Here is a 14,854-nt window from a genome sequence, read left to right on the forward strand (position 1 = left end):
GCGCCCCGGTCGCTTGCCTAGTCGAGGCCGGCATCGACGGTGATCTCGGCGGACGCGAAGAGCCGCGACACCGGGCAGAGGGCGGCGGCCTCGTCGACGACGGCGGCGAACCGGTCGGCGTCCAGGCCGGGCACCCGGGCGCGCACCAGGAGGGCGGAGGTGGTGATCGTCGGGACGCCGTCGACGTCGTCGAGGCTGACCGTGGCGTCCACCTGCAGGCGCTCGGGAGGCGTGCCGTTCTCGCCGAGGCGGAGGGCGAGCGCCATCGAGAAGCACGAGGAGTGCGCCGCGGCCGCGAGCTCCTCGGGGCTGGTCCGCCCGTCGGGTCGCTCGGTGCGCGATGCCCAGGTGGACTCCAGGCCGTCCAGCGCGGTGCTGCTGGAGCTGGTGAACCGCCCTCGCCCGCTCCCGAGCGGGCCCTCCCACGTGGTCTGAGTCGTGCGTGCGGCGATGCTCATCTGGGCTCCTGAACTGGTCGGGCGCGGCCGTTTCCGCAGTTTCTACAATAGGGCATTGTGTAAACTCGGTCCATGACGTACGTGATCGCCCAGCCCTGCGTCGACGTGAAGGACCGGGCCTGTGTGGACGAGTGTCCGGTCGACTGCATCTACGAGGGGCAGCGCAGCCTCTACATCCAGCCCGACGAGTGCGTGGACTGCGGCGCCTGCGAGCCGGTGTGCCCGGTCGAGGCGATCTACTACGAGGACGACCTGCCCGCGGCATGGGAGCCCTTCCTCGACGACAATGCGGCGTTCTTCCACGAGGCGCTGCCGGGTCGGCCGGCCCCGCTCGGTTCGCCCGGCGGTGCGGCCAAGCTCGGTGCCTTCGACGTCGACACGCCGCTGGTGGCCGGGCTGCCGCCGCAGGGCTAGGGTCGGCGAGACCATGGCCGCTCCCGCTCACGACACCCCGCCTGACGCTCCCTCCGACGCCACGCCGGGGCGCCGGGACGCCGTGCTGGGCGTGCTGCGGGCGTCCTCGGCAGCGCTGAGCATCGCCGAGATCGCCGAGCGGCTCGGGATCCACGCCAACACGGCCCGCTTCCACCTGGAGTCGCTGGAGCGCCGCGGCCAGGTCGAGCGCGCGGCGCCCGCGCAGCGGGTCCCGGGCCGGCCGCCGCTGCTGTTCCGCGCCGTGCCGCGGATGGACCCCGAGGGCCCACGGCACTACCGCCTGCTCGCCGAGGCGCTGGCCGACTCGCTGGCCGACTCGGTGGCCGACTCGCTGAGCGGTGCGGCGGCCGCTCGGGAGCGCCTCGTCGAGGCGGGACGCTCCTGGTGGCGGCGCAGCAGCTCCCGGTTCGCCGACGTACGCCGGCCCGGGGCGCGGCAGTCGGTCGACGGCCTGGTGACGGTGCTGGACGAGCTGGGCTTCGCGGCCGAGCCGCTCGAGGGCGACGTGCCGCGGATCGGGCTGCGCAGCTGCCCGTTCCTCGAGCTGGCCACGAGCCGGCCGGAGGTCGTCTGCCCGGTGCATCTCGGGCTGATGCTGGGGGCGCTGGAGGAGTGGGAGAGTCCGCTCACCGTGGCGCGGCTGCAGCCCTTCGCGGAGCCGGATCTCTGCGTCGCTCACCTGGCCGCGGCCGGGGACGCAAGATGATCCGGACGGTTGCCGTCCGATACTGACCCTCCTTTGGCGTGGTTGCGGCTCGTTCGGATCCCGGGAGCGGCGGTCGCGGGCTAGGTTCCGCGACATGAGCGCGCTGGAGAGCCGAGGACGAGGCCTGCCCACCACGAGACGGAGAGGCGGTGTCCGCCGGCTCCTCGCCGCCGGAGCGACGGGCGCGCTGGCCCTCGGCGCCCTGGTCGCGGTGGCGCCCACGGCCGGGGCGAGCGAGTGCTCGTCGCAGACCGGCGGCAGCAACGACTGGGTGATGTGGACCGGCGGCGGCTTCACCTGCGGTTACCAGGCCAAGAGCGGGAAGAAGAAGATCGGGTCGTTCAACACCCAGACCTGGACGCACAGCACCGCACTCGGCTACACCAAGCGCGACCACCGCTGGAAGCAGACCGGCGGGGTGAAGGTCTCCTACATGTACTACGGCAGCGACCTCGGATCGTCGATCACGTTCACGGCGTTCAACAGCGAGGACGGGTCGCGGCACTGGGGAGCCACGACCATCTGGAACACCGCCAAGGGCGGCACGGTCTCCAGCAGTCAGTACAAGGGCGACGACTACGAGTACAAGACCAACCGCTTCCACGTCTCGAAGATCTCCGTGACCGGCGCCAGCACGACGACGCCGGGCACACCCGCGTCGTACTCGGTCAAGGTCACCGACCCCGACGGCGGCACCACGCCGGGCGGCACGATCGCGCTGCTGCTCCAGCCGGGCAGCAAGCCGGACCCCACGAAGACCGACTGCGACGGCAAGGTCACCTCGCAAGGGACCGACACCGGGCTCGCCCAGGGCGCCCTCTCGGGTGGCACGGGCACGTTGAAGACCCCCGGCCTCGCCGCCGGTACCTACACGCTGTACGCCGTGTACGCCGGCAGCGTGAACAGCAAGGGGCGCCCGCTCTACTGCGACTCGCCGTCCAAGGAGGGCCTGACGGCGGCGCAGTCGTCGAGCTGGACCCTGACCGTCACGCCGGCCGCGCGCACCGCCGCCGGGAGCGCCGTGCTGAGCGCCCCGGGCGAGACCGTCACCCCGGACGCCGACGTCCCCGGGCTCCGACGGGCCGGAGCGACGCCGCCGCTGGTCGTCGTCGACCGTGCCTACGTCGCCGGACCCCGCGGCGGAGCCCCGGCCCGGAGGTTGGCCTGCCCCGCGGCGTGGGTGCCGGTGCAGGTCAACGCCTCGAGCCCGACGCGGGTGCTCCCGGAGCAGCTGTTCGCTGGCACCGGGACGAAGCAGGGGATCCCGGCCGGCACCGTCCCGGCCGGGACCAGGGTCGACGCCCAGGTGGTCTGTCGGCGCGGCACCGCCGGCGTGCGCACCCTCGGCCGGACGGTCCTGGGGAGCGCCCGCACGGACCGGCTGACGACCCGACGCCCGGACAGCACGGTGCTGGCCGGGCGGGGCGACGACCACGTCGTGGTCAGCACCCGGGGCAGCGCGGCGTTCGGCTTCACCGGCGCCGACCGGATCGTGGTGACCGCGGCGCGCGGCGCCGCGCACGGTGGTCCCGGTGCCGACGTCCTGGTCGCCCGGACGCCGGGCACGGTGCTGCTGGTCGGCGGGAGTGGGCCCGACCGCCTGGTCGGGGCCGCCGGCCGGACCCTGATCAACGCCCGCGACGGCGCCGGCGGCGACCACGTCGTCTGTCGCAGCGCGGCCAACCTGGTGCTGGCCGACGCGGGCGACCGGATCGAGGGGCCCTGCACGGTCCGGTAGCCGCGTCGCGGGGGACCGGTCGAGGGAGGACTCAGTCGCAGAGGCCGTTGGCCGCGGCCTCCTCCTTCGACCCGCTCGGGTTGCGGCCACTGATCGCGCCGCGACCCAGGGAGCCGAGGGGCTCGTCGTCGCGCACCTTCTGCCACAGCTCGTCGGCCTCGGGCGTGAGCTGGAGCCGGCCCCAGTTCGGGCTGTCGGTCGGGAAGTCGGTGGTCGGCGCGGTGACGAAGCGGATCTTGTCCAGGTCGGCCTTGCGCAGCGACGAGGCGAGGTCGACGAGCTCGCCGACGCTGGCGATCTCCGGGTTGGTCTGGATCGAGCCGGCGAGGGCGCTGGCGAAGCGCAGCAGCTTGTCGGGGCGGGTCAGCGTCTCGGCGGACATCACCCGGTTGAGCATCGACGCGATGAACGCCTGCTGCCGCTTCATCCGGCCCAGGTCGGCGTTCGGGGTCGAGGTGCGCTGGCGGACGTAGGCGAGCGCGTCGTCGCCGTGCAGCTTCCGGGTGCCGGCGGCGAGGTGGATGTTGTGCTCCGGATCGTCGATGTCCGACGGGATGCAGACCTCGACCCCGTCGAGGGCGTCGACCATGTCCTTGAAGCCGGCGAAGTCGACGACGATGTAGTCGTCGACGTAGATGCCGGTCACCGACTGGACCTGCGCCACCGTGCAGGTGGGGCCTCCAACTGCCAGCGCCTCGTTCCACATCGCTCCGGCGGCGGCCGGGACCGTCGTGCCGTCGACCTCGCACTCGGGCCGGTCGACGAGCGTGTCGCGCGGGATCGAGATGCCGTAGGCCGTGCGGCGACCGTCGGCCACGTGCAGCAGGATCGTCATGTCGGAACCGCCGAGGCCACCCTCCTTGTCGATGCCGCAGCCCTCGCAGTCGCGGGTGTCGGTGCCGATGACGAGCATGTTGAACGCGCCGGTCGGCAGCTTCGGCTCCGGCCGCGCGAACTCGTGCGGGATCGGGGCGCCCTCGTCGATCTTGCTGTCGACGTGGTTGTAGGCGAAGACGACGCCCGCCCCGGTGAGGAGTGCGACGACCAGCTCGGCGACGACGATGACGGCCATCACGGTGCGACGCTGCCGACGGCTCGCCTTGGTCACGGCGGACCCTCCCTCTCCCCGAATTCCCGGTTTCCGCTCGGAACCGAGAACCACGCTGTGCGCGGAGCCTACGCCTGTCCTCGTGACCGGTGGTCCGCCGAGCCCTGACGGCGGTGTCCGATTCCCGCCAGTAAGGGGTCGGCGGGGTCAGGCAGGATATGAGGCATGAACCCGACTCCCGACCTGCGGCTCGACCCCGAGTCCTGCTATCGCGCGGTGAAGTCGCGGGACCGCCGCTTCGACGGGGTCTTCTACACCGCCGTCCGCACCACCGGCATCTACTGCCGCCCGTCGTGCCCGGCCCGCACCCCGGCCCTCCACAACATCACCTTCCACCCGAGCGCCGCCTCGGCCCAGGCCGCCGGTTACCGCGCCTGTAAGCGCTGCCTTCCCGACGCCACGCCGGGCAGCCCCGACTGGGACGTCGCCGCGACGGCCGCCGGTCGGGCGATGCGGCTGATCGCCGACGGCGTGGTCGACCGCGAGGGCGTCGAGGGCCTCGCCGACCGGGTCGGCTACACCTCGCGACACCTCGGCCGGATCCTCACCGCCGAGCTGGGCGCCGGGCCACTCGCGCTCGCCCGGGCCCGGCGCGCCCAGACGGCACGGGTGCTGATCGAGACCAGCGACCTGACGTACGCCGACATCGCGTTCGCCGCCGGGTTCTCCAGCGTCCGGCAGTTCAACGACACGATCCGCGAGGTCTACGACTCCTCGCCGACCGACCTGCGCGGCCGGCGCGGCGGCCGGCCGGCGACCGGCGTCGTCACGATGCGGCTCGCGGTGCGCACGCCGTACTCGGGCCGGGCGCTGCTCGACTTCCTGGCGCTGCGTGCGGTGCCGGGCGTCGAGGCCGCGGGGGAGGGTTGGTACGCCCGCACTCTCGTGCTGCCGCGCGGCACCGGCACGGTGCGGCTGGAGCTCCCCGACGAGCTCGAGTCCAACCGCACCGCCTTCGTCACCGCGACGTTCGCGCTCGAGGACCTGCGCGACACGAGCGCGGCGACCGAGCGCGTACGCCGGCTGCTCGACGCCGACTGCGACCCGGTGGCCGTCGCCGACGCGTTCGCCGGCGACCCGGTGATCGGGCCGCTCGTGCGGGAGTGGCCGGGGCTGCGCGTACCGGGCCACGTCGACGGGCACGAGATCGCGGTGCGCGCCGTGCTCGGCCAGCAGGTCAGCGTCGCCGGGGCGCGCACGACCGCCGAGCGGCTGGTGGCCGAGCACGGCCGTCCGCTGGCCCGGCCGGTCGACGGGCTCACCCACCTCTTCCCGGACGCGGCGACGCTCGCCGGGCTCGACCCGGAGGACCTGCCGATGCCGCGCGCCCGCGGCCGCGCGCTGATCGAGCTGTGCGCGGCGCTCGCCGACGGCACGATCGCGCTCGACCGCGGACCCGACCGCGACGACGTACGCCGGGCCCTGCTGGCGATCCCCGGCATCGGGCCGTGGACGGCCGACTACGTCGCGCTGCGCGCGCTCGGCCATCCGGACGTCTTCCTGCCGACCGACGTCGGCATCCGCAACGCGCTGCGCAGTCTGGGGCGGGACCCGGTCGAGGCGGTCGGCCTCGCCGAGGGATGGCGCCCCTGGCGGTCGTACGCGCAGATGTACCTCTGGCAGACTCACAACCCGAAGGAGCACTGACATGTGGACCGTGATGGAGTCGCCCATCGGCCCCCTGCGCCTCGTCGAGCACGACGGCGCGATCACCGCGATCGAGTTCTCGCCGTTCCGCGACTCGGACGGCCGGCCGCGCGGGCAGCAGCAGGACGACCACCCGCTGCTGGTCGAGGCCGCACGCCAGCTCACGGCGTACTTCGACCGTGATCTCAAGGAGTTCGACCTGCCGCTCGCCCCGGAGGGCAGCGCCTTCCAGAAGCGGGTGTGGGCGCAGCTGCTCGGCGTCGGCTGGGGCGAGACCGCGTCGTACGGCGAGATCGCGCACCGACTCGGCATGACCAACGCCGCCTCGCGCGCCGTCGGCCTCGCCAACGGCCGCAACCCGATCCCGATCGTGATCCCGTGCCACCGGGTGATCGGCGCCAACGGCACGCTCACCGGCTACGCGGGCGGGCTCGAGCGCAAGCAGCTGCTGCTCGAGCTGGAGCAGGATGCCTTGTTCTGAGCCCCGGTGGTTGAGGAGGTTGCGCTAGCAACCGTCTCGAAGCCCGGTAGGACGAAAGTCGGCCTCGACCCCGACAATGGTTTCGAGACAGGCGCAGAACGCCTTCCTCAACCAGCGATCAACCAGCGGTCGTCGTCACTCGGCAGCCGCCCGGCGCAGCGACTCCGAGAGCCGCTCGAGCGCAAGCAGCTGCTGCTCAACCCGGAGGCGGACTCGTTGTTCTGAGCCCCGGTGGTTGAAGAGGTTGCGCTAGCAACCGTCTCGAAGCCCGGTAGGACGAAAGTCGGCCTCGATCCCGACAATGGTTTCGAGACAGGCGTAGAACGCCTTCCTCAACCAGCGATCAACCAGGGATCGTGGTCACTCGGCAGCGGCCCGGCGCAGCGACTCCGAGAGCCGCTCGAGCGCAAGCAGCTGCTGCTCAACCTGGAGGCGGACTCGTTGTTCTGAGCCCCGGTGGTTGAGGAGGTTGCGCTAGCAACCGTCTCGAAACCCGGTAGGACGAAAGTCGGCCTCGACCCCGACAATGGTTTCGAGACAGGCGCAGCACGCCTTCCTCAACCAGCGACCAACCAGCGATCAACCAGGGATCGTGGTCACTCGGCAGCGGCCCGGCGCAGCGACTCCGAGAGCCGCTCGGCGGCGGCCAGGACCGCGGGGGCGTGCATCCGGCCGGGCTGGCGGGAGAGCCGCTCGAGCGGACCGGAGACCGAGACGGCCGCGATCACCTTGCCGCCGGGGGAGCGCACCGGTGCGGAGACCGACGCGACGCCCTGCTCGCGCTCGCCGACCGACTGCGCCCAGCCGCGGCGGCGTACGCCGGAGAGTGCGGCCGCCGAGAACGTCGAGCTCTGCAGCCCGCGGTGCATCCGCTCGGGGTCCTCCCACGCGAGCAGGATCTGGGCGGCAGAGCCGGCGCGCATGGTCAGTTGGGAGCCGACCGGGATCGTGTCGCGCAGGCCGCTCGGTCGCTCGGCGGCCGCGACGCAGACGCGGTGGTCGCCCTGGCGGCGCCACAGCTGGGCGGACTCGCCGGTGATGTCGCGCAGGCGGGCGAGCACCGGGCCGGCGGTGGCGAGCAGCCGGTCCTCGCCGGCGGCGGCGGAGAGCTCGGCGAGCCGGGGCCCGAGCACGAAGCGGCCCTGCATGTCGCGGGCGACCAGGCGGTGGTGCTCCAGGGCGACCGCCAGGCGGTGTGCCGTCGGTCGCGCCAGCCCCGTGCCGGCGACCAGACCGGCGAGCGTCGCCGGTCCGGACTCGAGGGCCGTGAGCACGAGAGCGGCCTTGTCGAGGACGCCGACGCCACTGGAGTTGTCCATATGGCAATACTGCCGTCTCAGATCATGGGATGCAAGGGCTAGGGTGGTCGACGCGCGGAAATCCGTGCGCGCGCCGACTGCGGTGTCGGTCGCGAGTCGCGATGGAGGGAGTGAGTCATGGGCAGGACCCTGGCGGAGAAGGTGTGGGACGAGCACGTCGTCCGGTCGGTCGACGGGGAGCCCGACCTGCTCTTCATCGACCTCCACCTCATCCACGAGGTGACCTCGCCCCAGGCCTTCGACGGCCTCCGCCTGGCGGGCCGCCGGGTTCGTCGGCCGGACCTCACCCTCGCGACCGAGGACCACAACGTGCCGACGATCGACTGGGACAAGCCGATCGCCGACCCGATCTCGCGCACGCAGGTCGAGACCCTGCGCAAGAACTGCGAGGAGTTCGGCGTCCGGCTGCACTCGCTCGGCGACATCGAGCAGGGCATCGTGCACGTGGTCGGACCGCAGCTCGGCCTGACCCAGCCCGGCATGACGATCGTGTGCGGCGACTCGCACACCTCGACGCACGGCGCGTTCGGCGCGATCGCCCACGGCATCGGCACGTCGGAGGTCGAGCACGTGCTGGCGACGCAGACGCTGCCGCAGGCCCGCCCGAAGACGATGGCGGTGACCGTCAACGGCTCGCTGCCCGAGGGCGTGACGGCCAAGGACCTGATCCTCTACCTGATCACCCAGACCGGCACCGGTGGTGGCCAGGGCTACATCGTGGAGTACCGCGGCGAGGCGATCCGCGAGCTCTCGATGGAGGGCCGGATGACCGTGTGCAACATGAGCATCGAGTGGGGGGCGAAGGCCGGCATGATCGCGCCGGACGAGGTGACCTACGCCTACCTCAAGGACCGCCCCGAGTCGCCGAAGGGCGCCGAGTGGGACACCGCGGTGGCGCACTGGCGGACGCTGGTGACCGACGACGACGCGGTCTTCGACCGCGAGATCGTCATCGATGCCGCCGACGTCACGCCGTGGGTCACCTGGGGCACCAACCCGGGCCAGGGTGCGCCGCTGGGCGGCAGTGTCCCGGCGCCGACGGACTTCGACGACGAGATCGACCGCGTCGCGGCCGAGAACGCCCTGCGCTACATGGCCCTCGAGGCCGGCACGCCGCTGCGCGACGTGCGGGTCGACACGGTCTTCGTGGGCTCCTGCACCAACGGCCGCCTCGAGGATCTGCGCACCGCCGCCGAGGTCATCAAGGGCCATCGGGTCGCCGACGGCACCCGGATGCTCGTCGTGCCGGGCTCGGCCCGGGTGCGCCTCGAGGCCGAGGCCGAGGGTCTCGACCTGGTGTTCAAGGAGGCCGGCGCCGAGTGGCGCGGCGCGGGCTGCTCGATGTGTCTGGGCATGAACGCCGACACGCTCGCGCCCGGCGAGCGCAGTGCCTCGACGTCCAACCGCAACTTCGAGGGCCGCCAGGGCAAGGGCGGTCGCACCCACCTCGTCTCGGTGCCGGTCGCCGTCGCGACCGCGGTCCGCGGCACCCTGTCCTCGCCCGCCGACCTCGCGCCGGCCGCGGCCCGCTGACCCGACGACCAGAGGGAGAACGTCATGGAGAAGTTCACGACCCACACCGGCGTCGGCGTCCCGCTGCGGCGCAGCGATGTCGACACCGACCAGATCATCCCCGCCGAGTACCTCAAGCGGGTCGCGCGCACCGGCTTCGAGGACGGCCTGTTCGCCGCCTGGCGCAACGACCCGTCGTTCGTGCTCAACAACCCGGCGTACGCCGTGGGGTCGGTGCTGGTGGCCGGCCCCAACTTCGGCACCGGCTCCTCGCGCGAGCACGCGGTCTGGGCCCTGCAGAACTACGGCTTCAAGGCCGTGCTGTCGCCGCGCTTCGGCGACATCTTCCGCGGCAACTCCGGCAAGGCCGGCCTGCTCGCCGGCCGTGTCGACGAGAAGGTCGTGCAGCGCCTGTGGGACTACCTCGAGGCTCACCCCGGCGCGGCCGTCACCGTCGACCTCGAGTCGCGCACGGTGACCGCCGGCGAGGGCCCCGACCGCATCGAGGACTCCTTCGACATCGACGACTACACGCGGTGGCGTCTGCTCGAGGGTCTCGACGACATCGGCATCACCCTGGGCCACGAGGCTGACATCGCGGCCTTCGAGGCGACCCGGCCCGGCTGGAAGCCGGCCACGCAGAAGGTCGGCTGACCTTCACCAACGACACGGCCGATGCCGAGATTTCCCTGTCCTGGTTGGGAAATCTCGGCATCGGTCGATTTCGGCCACCTTCTCCCGAGCGGCCCGGATCGGTGGCAAACACCCGCTGCTGAGCGGTTCTGAGCCTGCCCGAGGGGGGTCTGCCCGACTCCGGTGCGACAAATTCATGGCGAAAAACACCGAGCAAAACACCCTGTGGTGATTGTGAGTGCGGCCCCGTTTACCTAGCGTGCATTGGAGAAAGTCGAGCATGGGCTCGACCACAAGCGTTCATTGGAAGGGAAGACAGTGAACAAGTCAGAGTTCATCGAGGCGCTCTCCGCCCGTTTCGACGGGAACAAGAAGGCCGCGGCCCACGCCCTCGAGTCCGTGCTCGACACGATCACCCGCGAGGTCACGAAGGGCGAGAAGGTCGCCATCACCGGCTTCGGTTCGTTCGAGAAGCGAATCCGTGAGGCCCGCTGGGTGCGCAACCCCCAGACCGGCGCGCGTATCAAGGCGAAGAAGACGGCGGTGCCGAAGTTCACCGCCGGCGCCGACCTGAAGAACGTCGTCTCGGGCGCCAAGAAGCTCCCGAAGCTGACGCTGGCCGCCGCTCCGGCCGCGGCCAAGAAGGCCACGGCGACGGCGAAGAAGGCCGCTCCGGCCAAGAAGGCGGCGCCCGCGAAGAAGGCGGCTCCGGCGAAGAAGGCCACCGCCACCAAGGCCACGGCCAAGAAGGCGGCGCCCGCGAAGAAGGCGCCCGCCAAGAAGGCCGCGACGAAGAAGGCGGCGCCCGCCAAGAAGACCGCCGCCAAGAAGACCGTGGCCAAGAAGGCGCCCGCCAAGAAGGCTCCGGCCAAGAAGACCGTGGCCAAGAAGGCTCCGGCCAAGAAGACCGCGACGAAGAAGGCCACGGCGAAGAAGACCGCCAAGAAGGCCTGACGCAGCGCGTCATCGACGAACGGGCCGTCACCCTGCGGGGTGGCGGCCCGTTCGTCATGTCGCGAGCACCGCGACCGAGGTGTTCGGTCCCAGGCCGAGGCCGGTCGCGTCGGCGAGGTCGTCGGCGTCGTCGACGTCACGGCGCACCGAGGCCGGGGCGTCGGTGACCTCCAGCGCGCCCGCGGCGAGGTGTGCGGCGCGCGAGCGCGGTCCGAACCGCGGGTCGAAGCGGTCGTGCCCGGCGGCGTACATCGTGGTGCCGATGCCGGCGGCGTCGGGCACGAAGTGGGGGCGATCGTCCGGCAGCCCGGTCAGGACGGCGTCCAGGTCGCCCGATCGCAGCGCCGGGAGGTCGGCGCAGACCGCGACCGGGACCAGACCGGGCCAGCGACGGTGCGCCTCGGCCGCCGCCTGGCGCAGCGTGCCGTTCAGGTCGCCCGAGACGCCGTCGGGGATCGCCGCGCAGCCGAGCGCGGAGAGCGCCCGGGAGAAGTGGGCGTCGTCGGTCACGACCAGCACCTGGCCCACGCGCTCGGCGCGCAGGCAGGCCAGCACCGTGTCCTGGGCGAATGCCTCGGCGAGCCGGCGGCGTACGTCGGCCTCGAACGTCGCGAGGCGCGACTTGCCGATGGCGGGTGGCTTGACGGGGACCAGGACGGCGTACCGCTGGAGGGGCTGGGGTGCGGACATCACTCCGATCCTGTCAGGCCCGGTGCCGGCCGGCGGCGCCGCGTCCGCGTCGCAGACCGGGACCGGGGCACCCGAGCGAGTAGCCTGCGCACGTGGTCGTTCGCAGGATGCAGGAGAAACGCAACTGGGCCTGGCGCTTCGCCGAGCCCATCGTGCGGGGCGCGCTGTTCGCCACCACCACCCACGAGTGGGTCGGCGGGGAGAACATCCCGGCCTCCGGCGGCTGCATCATCGTGCTCAACCACGTGTCGCACGTCGACCCGCTGCTGGCGGCGCACCTGGTCTACGACCACGGCCGGCTGCCGCACTACCTGGCCAAGTCCGGGCTCTTCAAGAACAAGGGGCTCGCCTACTTCCTCACCGCCGCAGGTCAGATCCCGGTCGAGCGACTCAGCCGCAACGCCGCGGGCGCGTTCGACGCCGCGGTCGCCGCGGTGCGGGAGGGCAAGTGCGTCGTGGTCTACCCCGAGGGGACGATCACCCGCGACCCGGGCGGGTGGCCGATGACCGGCAAGTCCGGTGCGGCGCGGATCGCTCTGGAGACCGGCTGCCCGGTGATCCCGGTGGGGCAGTGGGGTGCGCAGCAGCTGCTCGCGCCGTACGCCAAGCGGCCCGACCTCTTTCCGCGCAAGAAGGTCACGATGCTGGTGGGGGAGCCGATCGACCTCGCCGACCTGGCCGCCGAGCCGCGCTCGATGCCGGTGATCCAGCGGGCCACCGACCGGATCATGGCGGCGGTCACCGCGCTCGTCGAGGAGGTGCGCGGCGAGCAGGCGCCAGCCGAGCGCTTCGACATGAGGAAGGCGGGGGTCCGCGAGACCGGGAACCCGAACAAGCCCGAGCACCAGACCCCACGGGAGGAGCCGTCGTGACCGGTTCGCACGGCAAGATCGCTGTCTTCGGCGCCGGCTCCTGGGGTACGGCGTTCTCCATCGTGCTGGCCGACGCCGGCAACGACGTGACGATCTGGGCACGCCGCGAGGAGGTCGCCGCGACCATCAACGATCGGCGCCAGAACACCGAGTACCTCCCGGGGATCGAGCTGCCGCCCGTCATCCAGGCGACCCACGACGTCGAGAAGGCGCTGCACGGGGCCGACGTGGTCGTGCTGGCCACGCCCTCCCAGTCGCTGCGCGCGAACCTGACCCAGTGGGCGCCGTACGTCGAGCCGGGTGCGGTCTTCGTGTCGCTGATGAAGGGCGTCGAGCTCGGCACGCTGGAGCGGATGAGCCAGGTGATCGCGGAGATCACCGGCGCCGGCCCCGAGCGCATCGCGGTCGTCAGCGGCCCCAACCTCGCCAAGGAGATCGCCCGCCGCGAGCCCGCGGCGTCGGTGGTGGCGTGTGCCGACGAGGAGGTGGCCAAGCGGATCCAGGCCCGCGTGCACTCGCCGGCGTTCCGGCCCTACACCAGCGTCGACGTGCTCGGCTGTGAGCTCGGCGGCGCCTACAAGAACGTCGTGGCGCTGTCGGTCGGCATGGCCGTCGGGCTCGGCTTCGGCGACAACACGACCGCCTCGGTGATCACCCGCGGCCTGGCCGAGACCGCCCGCCTGGCGATGGCGCTGGGTGCGAACCCCCTGACCCTGATGGGCCTCGCCGGCCTCGGCGACCTGGTCGCCACCTGCTCCTCGCCGCTGTCGCGCAACCGGACCTTCGGCGAGAAGCTCGGCCAGGGCCTGACGACCGAGGAGATCATCGCCTCCACCCGCCAGGTGGCCGAGGGCGCCAAGTCGTGCTCGTCGCTGCGGGCGCTGGCCGCGCGCACCGGCGTCGACGCCCCCGTCGCCCAGTACGTCGACGAGGTCATCGCCGGCCGGATGACGGCCCAGCAGACGATGGACGCCTTCATCGCCCGCGACACCAAGGCCGAGACGGATTGAGGCGGTTCGCCGGGGGTTTCGAGGCTCGTCGCTGGCGCTCCTCGCACCTCAACCAGCGGGGCCCGGGGGTTTCGAGGCTCGTCGCTGGCGCTCCTCGCACCTCAACCGCCGAGCACGGTGGTTGAGGTGCGAAGGCGCTCTGGCGCCTGAGCCTCGAAACCACCGCAGGCGAGCTCACCCCAGGTCGTCGAGCGCCTTCGCCAGATCGGCCCAGAGGTCCTCGACGTTCTCGACGCCGACGGAGAGCCGCACCAGGCCCTCGGGGATCGTCGCCGGCTCCGCCTTCCACCGGCGGCGCCGCTCGAACGTCGACTCGACGCCGCCGAGCGAGGTGGCGTGCACCCACAGCGAGGTCGTGCGGCACAGCAGGTCGGCGGCGAGCGCGCCCTCGGCGAGCACGATCGCCACGATCGCGCCGAAGCCGGGGTAGCGGACCTGGCTGACGGCGGGGTGGCCCTCGAGCCGGCGGACGAGCTCCTGGGCGTTCTGCTGGGCCCGCTCGACGCGCAGGTGCAGGGTGCGCAGGCCGCGGGCCGCGAGCCAGGCCTCGAGCGTGCCGGGGACGGCGCCGAGCATGTCGCGACGGCCCTTCAGCACGGCGTACAGCTCGTCGTCGGCGGTGACGACCGCGCCGAGCAGCGCGTCGCTGTGGCCGGCGAGGTACTTGGTGGCCGAGTGGACGACGATGTCGGCGCCCATCGTCAGCGGCCGCTGGTTGATCGGCGTCGCGAAGGTGTTGTCGACCACGACGTGCGCACCGGCCGCCCGCGCGGCGGCGGCGATGGTCGGGATGTCGGCCACCTCGAGCGCCGGGTTGGTGGGGGACTCCAGCCACACCAGCGCGGAGTCCTCGACCGCGCCGACGACGGCTTCGGTGTCGGTCACGTCGACCAGCTTGGTGCGGACCCGGCCCCGGCCCTCCAGGTCGGCGAGCTCGAGGAGGGTGCCGTTGTAGGCGTGCGCGGGCGCGATCACGAGCGCGTCGTGGCCGACCAGGTCGAGGACCGTCGTGACCGCGGCCATGCCGCTCGAGAAGGCCAGGGCGCGGCCGCCCTCGAGCGCGCCGAGGGTCTCCTCGAACGCCTCCCAGGTCGGGTTGCCGTAGCGGCCGTACTCGACGTCCCCACCCGCGACGTACGTCGAGGCCATCGTGATCGGCCGGTTCAGCGGCTGGTCGGGCTCGCGCGCCGGCCGGCCGGTGGTCACGGCGATGGTGGCGGGATGCAGCGACGGTTGCGGGGCGCGCGGGTCGTCGGTCATGCGTCCAAAGTAGATGGATAGGGTCGTGCCG

15 protein-coding genes are annotated in these 14,854 nt (G+C 72.4%); 10 read left to right on the forward strand and 5 right to left on the reverse strand.

The window, feature by feature from the left end:
• Positions 1-17: 17 nt before the first annotated feature.
• Positions 18-458, reverse strand: a complete 441-nt coding sequence (locus tag KM427_RS09765; RefSeq protein WP_215527071.1) for an OsmC family peroxiredoxin — start codon at positions 456-458, stop codon at positions 18-20.
• 72 nt (positions 459-530) lie between these two features.
• Between KM427_RS09765 and fdxA the strand changes: the two genes are divergently transcribed.
• The 3 genes from fdxA (at position 531) to KM427_RS09780 (ending at position 3,337) form a co-directional block, all read left to right on the forward strand.
• Positions 531-872: a ferredoxin gene (gene fdxA / locus KM427_RS09770; protein ID WP_183590604.1), complete on the forward strand. Its 342-nt coding sequence runs from the start codon at positions 531-533 to the stop codon at positions 870-872.
• Between the two features lie 13 nt (positions 873-885).
• Entirely contained in the window at positions 886-1,599 is a 714-nt protein-coding gene (locus KM427_RS09775; RefSeq protein ID WP_215527072.1) for a helix-turn-helix transcriptional regulator, read from the forward strand.
• A gap of 94 nt (positions 1,600-1,693) precedes the next feature.
• Entirely contained in the window at positions 1,694-3,337 is a 1,644-nt protein-coding gene (locus tag KM427_RS09780; RefSeq protein ID WP_215527073.1) for an Ig-like domain-containing protein, read from the forward strand.
• A gap of 31 nt (positions 3,338-3,368) precedes the next feature.
• Here KM427_RS09780 and KM427_RS09785 read toward each other — a convergent pair whose 3' ends face one another.
• Positions 3,369-4,445, reverse strand: a complete 1,077-nt coding sequence (locus tag KM427_RS09785) for an LCP family protein (protein ID WP_183590601.1) — start codon at positions 4,443-4,445, stop codon at positions 3,369-3,371.
• Between the two features lie 165 nt (positions 4,446-4,610).
• On the opposite strand from KM427_RS09785, the gene KM427_RS09790 reads away from it, so the two are divergent.
• Together KM427_RS09790 and KM427_RS09795 are read left to right on the forward strand one after the other, a co-directional pair.
• Positions 4,611-6,092 carry a DNA-3-methyladenine glycosylase 2 gene (locus tag KM427_RS09790; protein ID WP_286674364.1) on the forward strand — a complete coding sequence of 494 codons (1,482 nt, stop codon included), beginning with the start codon at positions 4,611-4,613 and terminating at the stop codon, positions 6,090-6,092.
• Position 6,093: 1 nt separating this feature from the next.
• Positions 6,094-6,573: a methylated-DNA--[protein]-cysteine S-methyltransferase gene (locus KM427_RS09795; protein WP_215527074.1), complete on the forward strand. Its 480-nt coding sequence runs from the start codon at positions 6,094-6,096 to the stop codon at positions 6,571-6,573.
• 596 nt (positions 6,574-7,169) lie between these two features.
• On the opposite strand, the gene KM427_RS09800 is transcribed toward KM427_RS09795, so the two are convergent.
• Positions 7,170-7,892, reverse strand: coding sequence for an IclR family transcriptional regulator (locus tag KM427_RS09800; protein ID WP_183590599.1), 723 nt, complete (start codon positions 7,890-7,892; stop codon positions 7,170-7,172).
• A gap of 117 nt (positions 7,893-8,009) precedes the next feature.
• Here KM427_RS09800 and leuC point away from each other — a divergent pair, with 117 nt between their 5' ends.
• The 3 genes from leuC (at position 8,010) to KM427_RS09815 (ending at position 10,991) form a co-directional block, all read left to right on the forward strand.
• The gene (gene leuC, locus KM427_RS09805; RefSeq protein WP_183590598.1) at positions 8,010-9,425 is read left to right on the forward strand and encodes a 3-isopropylmalate dehydratase large subunit; all 1,416 of its coding nucleotides are present in this window, start codon (positions 8,010-8,012) and stop codon (positions 9,423-9,425) included.
• A gap of 24 nt (positions 9,426-9,449) precedes the next feature.
• Complete coding sequence (leuD, locus tag KM427_RS09810) at positions 9,450-10,058, forward strand: 3-isopropylmalate dehydratase small subunit (RefSeq protein ID WP_183590597.1); 609 nt, start codon at positions 9,450-9,452, stop codon at positions 10,056-10,058.
• 297 nt (positions 10,059-10,355) lie between these two features.
• Positions 10,356-10,991, forward strand: coding sequence for an HU family DNA-binding protein (locus KM427_RS09815; RefSeq protein WP_215527075.1), 636 nt, complete (start codon positions 10,356-10,358; stop codon positions 10,989-10,991).
• 54 nt (positions 10,992-11,045) lie between these two features.
• On the opposite strand, the gene cofC is transcribed toward KM427_RS09815, so the two are convergent.
• The gene (cofC, locus tag KM427_RS09820; RefSeq protein WP_215527076.1) at positions 11,046-11,681 is read right to left on the reverse strand and encodes a 2-phospho-L-lactate guanylyltransferase; all 636 of its coding nucleotides are present in this window, start codon (positions 11,679-11,681) and stop codon (positions 11,046-11,048) included.
• Between the two features lie 92 nt (positions 11,682-11,773).
• Between cofC and KM427_RS09825 the strand changes: the two genes are divergently transcribed.
• Together KM427_RS09825 and KM427_RS09830 are read left to right on the forward strand one after the other, a co-directional pair.
• Positions 11,774-12,553, forward strand: coding sequence for a lysophospholipid acyltransferase family protein (locus KM427_RS09825; RefSeq protein WP_215527077.1), 780 nt, complete (start codon positions 11,774-11,776; stop codon positions 12,551-12,553).
• Entirely contained in the window at positions 12,550-13,563 is a 1,014-nt protein-coding gene (locus KM427_RS09830) for an NAD(P)H-dependent glycerol-3-phosphate dehydrogenase (protein ID WP_215527078.1), read from the forward strand. Before KM427_RS09825 ends, KM427_RS09830 begins: the two co-directional genes overlap by 4 nt.
• Positions 13,564-13,737: 174 nt before the next feature.
• Here the strand turns inward: KM427_RS09830 and KM427_RS09835 are convergent, their stop codons facing one another.
• The gene (locus KM427_RS09835; RefSeq protein WP_215527079.1) at positions 13,738-14,823 is read right to left on the reverse strand and encodes a trans-sulfuration enzyme family protein; all 1,086 of its coding nucleotides are present in this window, start codon (positions 14,821-14,823) and stop codon (positions 13,738-13,740) included.
• Positions 14,824-14,854 lie beyond the last annotated feature (31 nt).

The organism is Nocardioides sp. LMS-CY (genome assembly GCF_018732145.1).
Classification (GTDB): domain Bacteria; phylum Actinomycetota; class Actinomycetes; order Propionibacteriales; family Nocardioidaceae; genus Nocardioides; species Nocardioides soli.

Excerpts from the sequence above, each read along its gene's own strand:
- KM427_RS09780 (WP_215527073.1), top strand. The coding sequence starts at position 1,694 with ATGAGCGCGCTGGAGAGCCGAGGACGAGGCCTGCCCACCACGAGACGG.
- KM427_RS09790 (WP_286674364.1), top strand. The coding sequence starts at position 4,611 with ATGAACCCGACTCCCGACCTGCGGCTCGACCCCGAGTCCTGCTATCGC.
- KM427_RS09800 (WP_183590599.1), bottom strand. The coding sequence starts at position 7,892 with ATGGACAACTCCAGTGGCGTCGGCGTCCTCGACAAGGCCGCTCTCGTG.
- leuC (WP_183590598.1), top strand. The coding sequence starts at position 8,010 with ATGGGCAGGACCCTGGCGGAGAAGGTGTGGGACGAGCACGTCGTCCGG.
- fdxA (WP_183590604.1), top strand. The coding sequence starts at position 531 with ATGACGTACGTGATCGCCCAGCCCTGCGTCGACGTGAAGGACCGGGCC.
- KM427_RS09835 (WP_215527079.1), bottom strand. The coding sequence starts at position 14,823 with ATGACCGACGACCCGCGCGCCCCGCAACCGTCGCTGCATCCCGCCACC.
- KM427_RS09795 (WP_215527074.1), top strand. The coding sequence starts at position 6,094 with ATGTGGACCGTGATGGAGTCGCCCATCGGCCCCCTGCGCCTCGTCGAG.
- KM427_RS09765 (WP_215527071.1), bottom strand. The coding sequence starts at position 458 with ATGAGCATCGCCGCACGCACGACTCAGACCACGTGGGAGGGCCCGCTC.
- KM427_RS09775 (WP_215527072.1), top strand. The coding sequence starts at position 886 with ATGGCCGCTCCCGCTCACGACACCCCGCCTGACGCTCCCTCCGACGCC.
- cofC (WP_215527076.1), bottom strand. The coding sequence starts at position 11,681 with ATGTCCGCACCCCAGCCCCTCCAGCGGTACGCCGTCCTGGTCCCCGTC.
- leuD (WP_183590597.1), top strand. The coding sequence starts at position 9,450 with ATGGAGAAGTTCACGACCCACACCGGCGTCGGCGTCCCGCTGCGGCGC.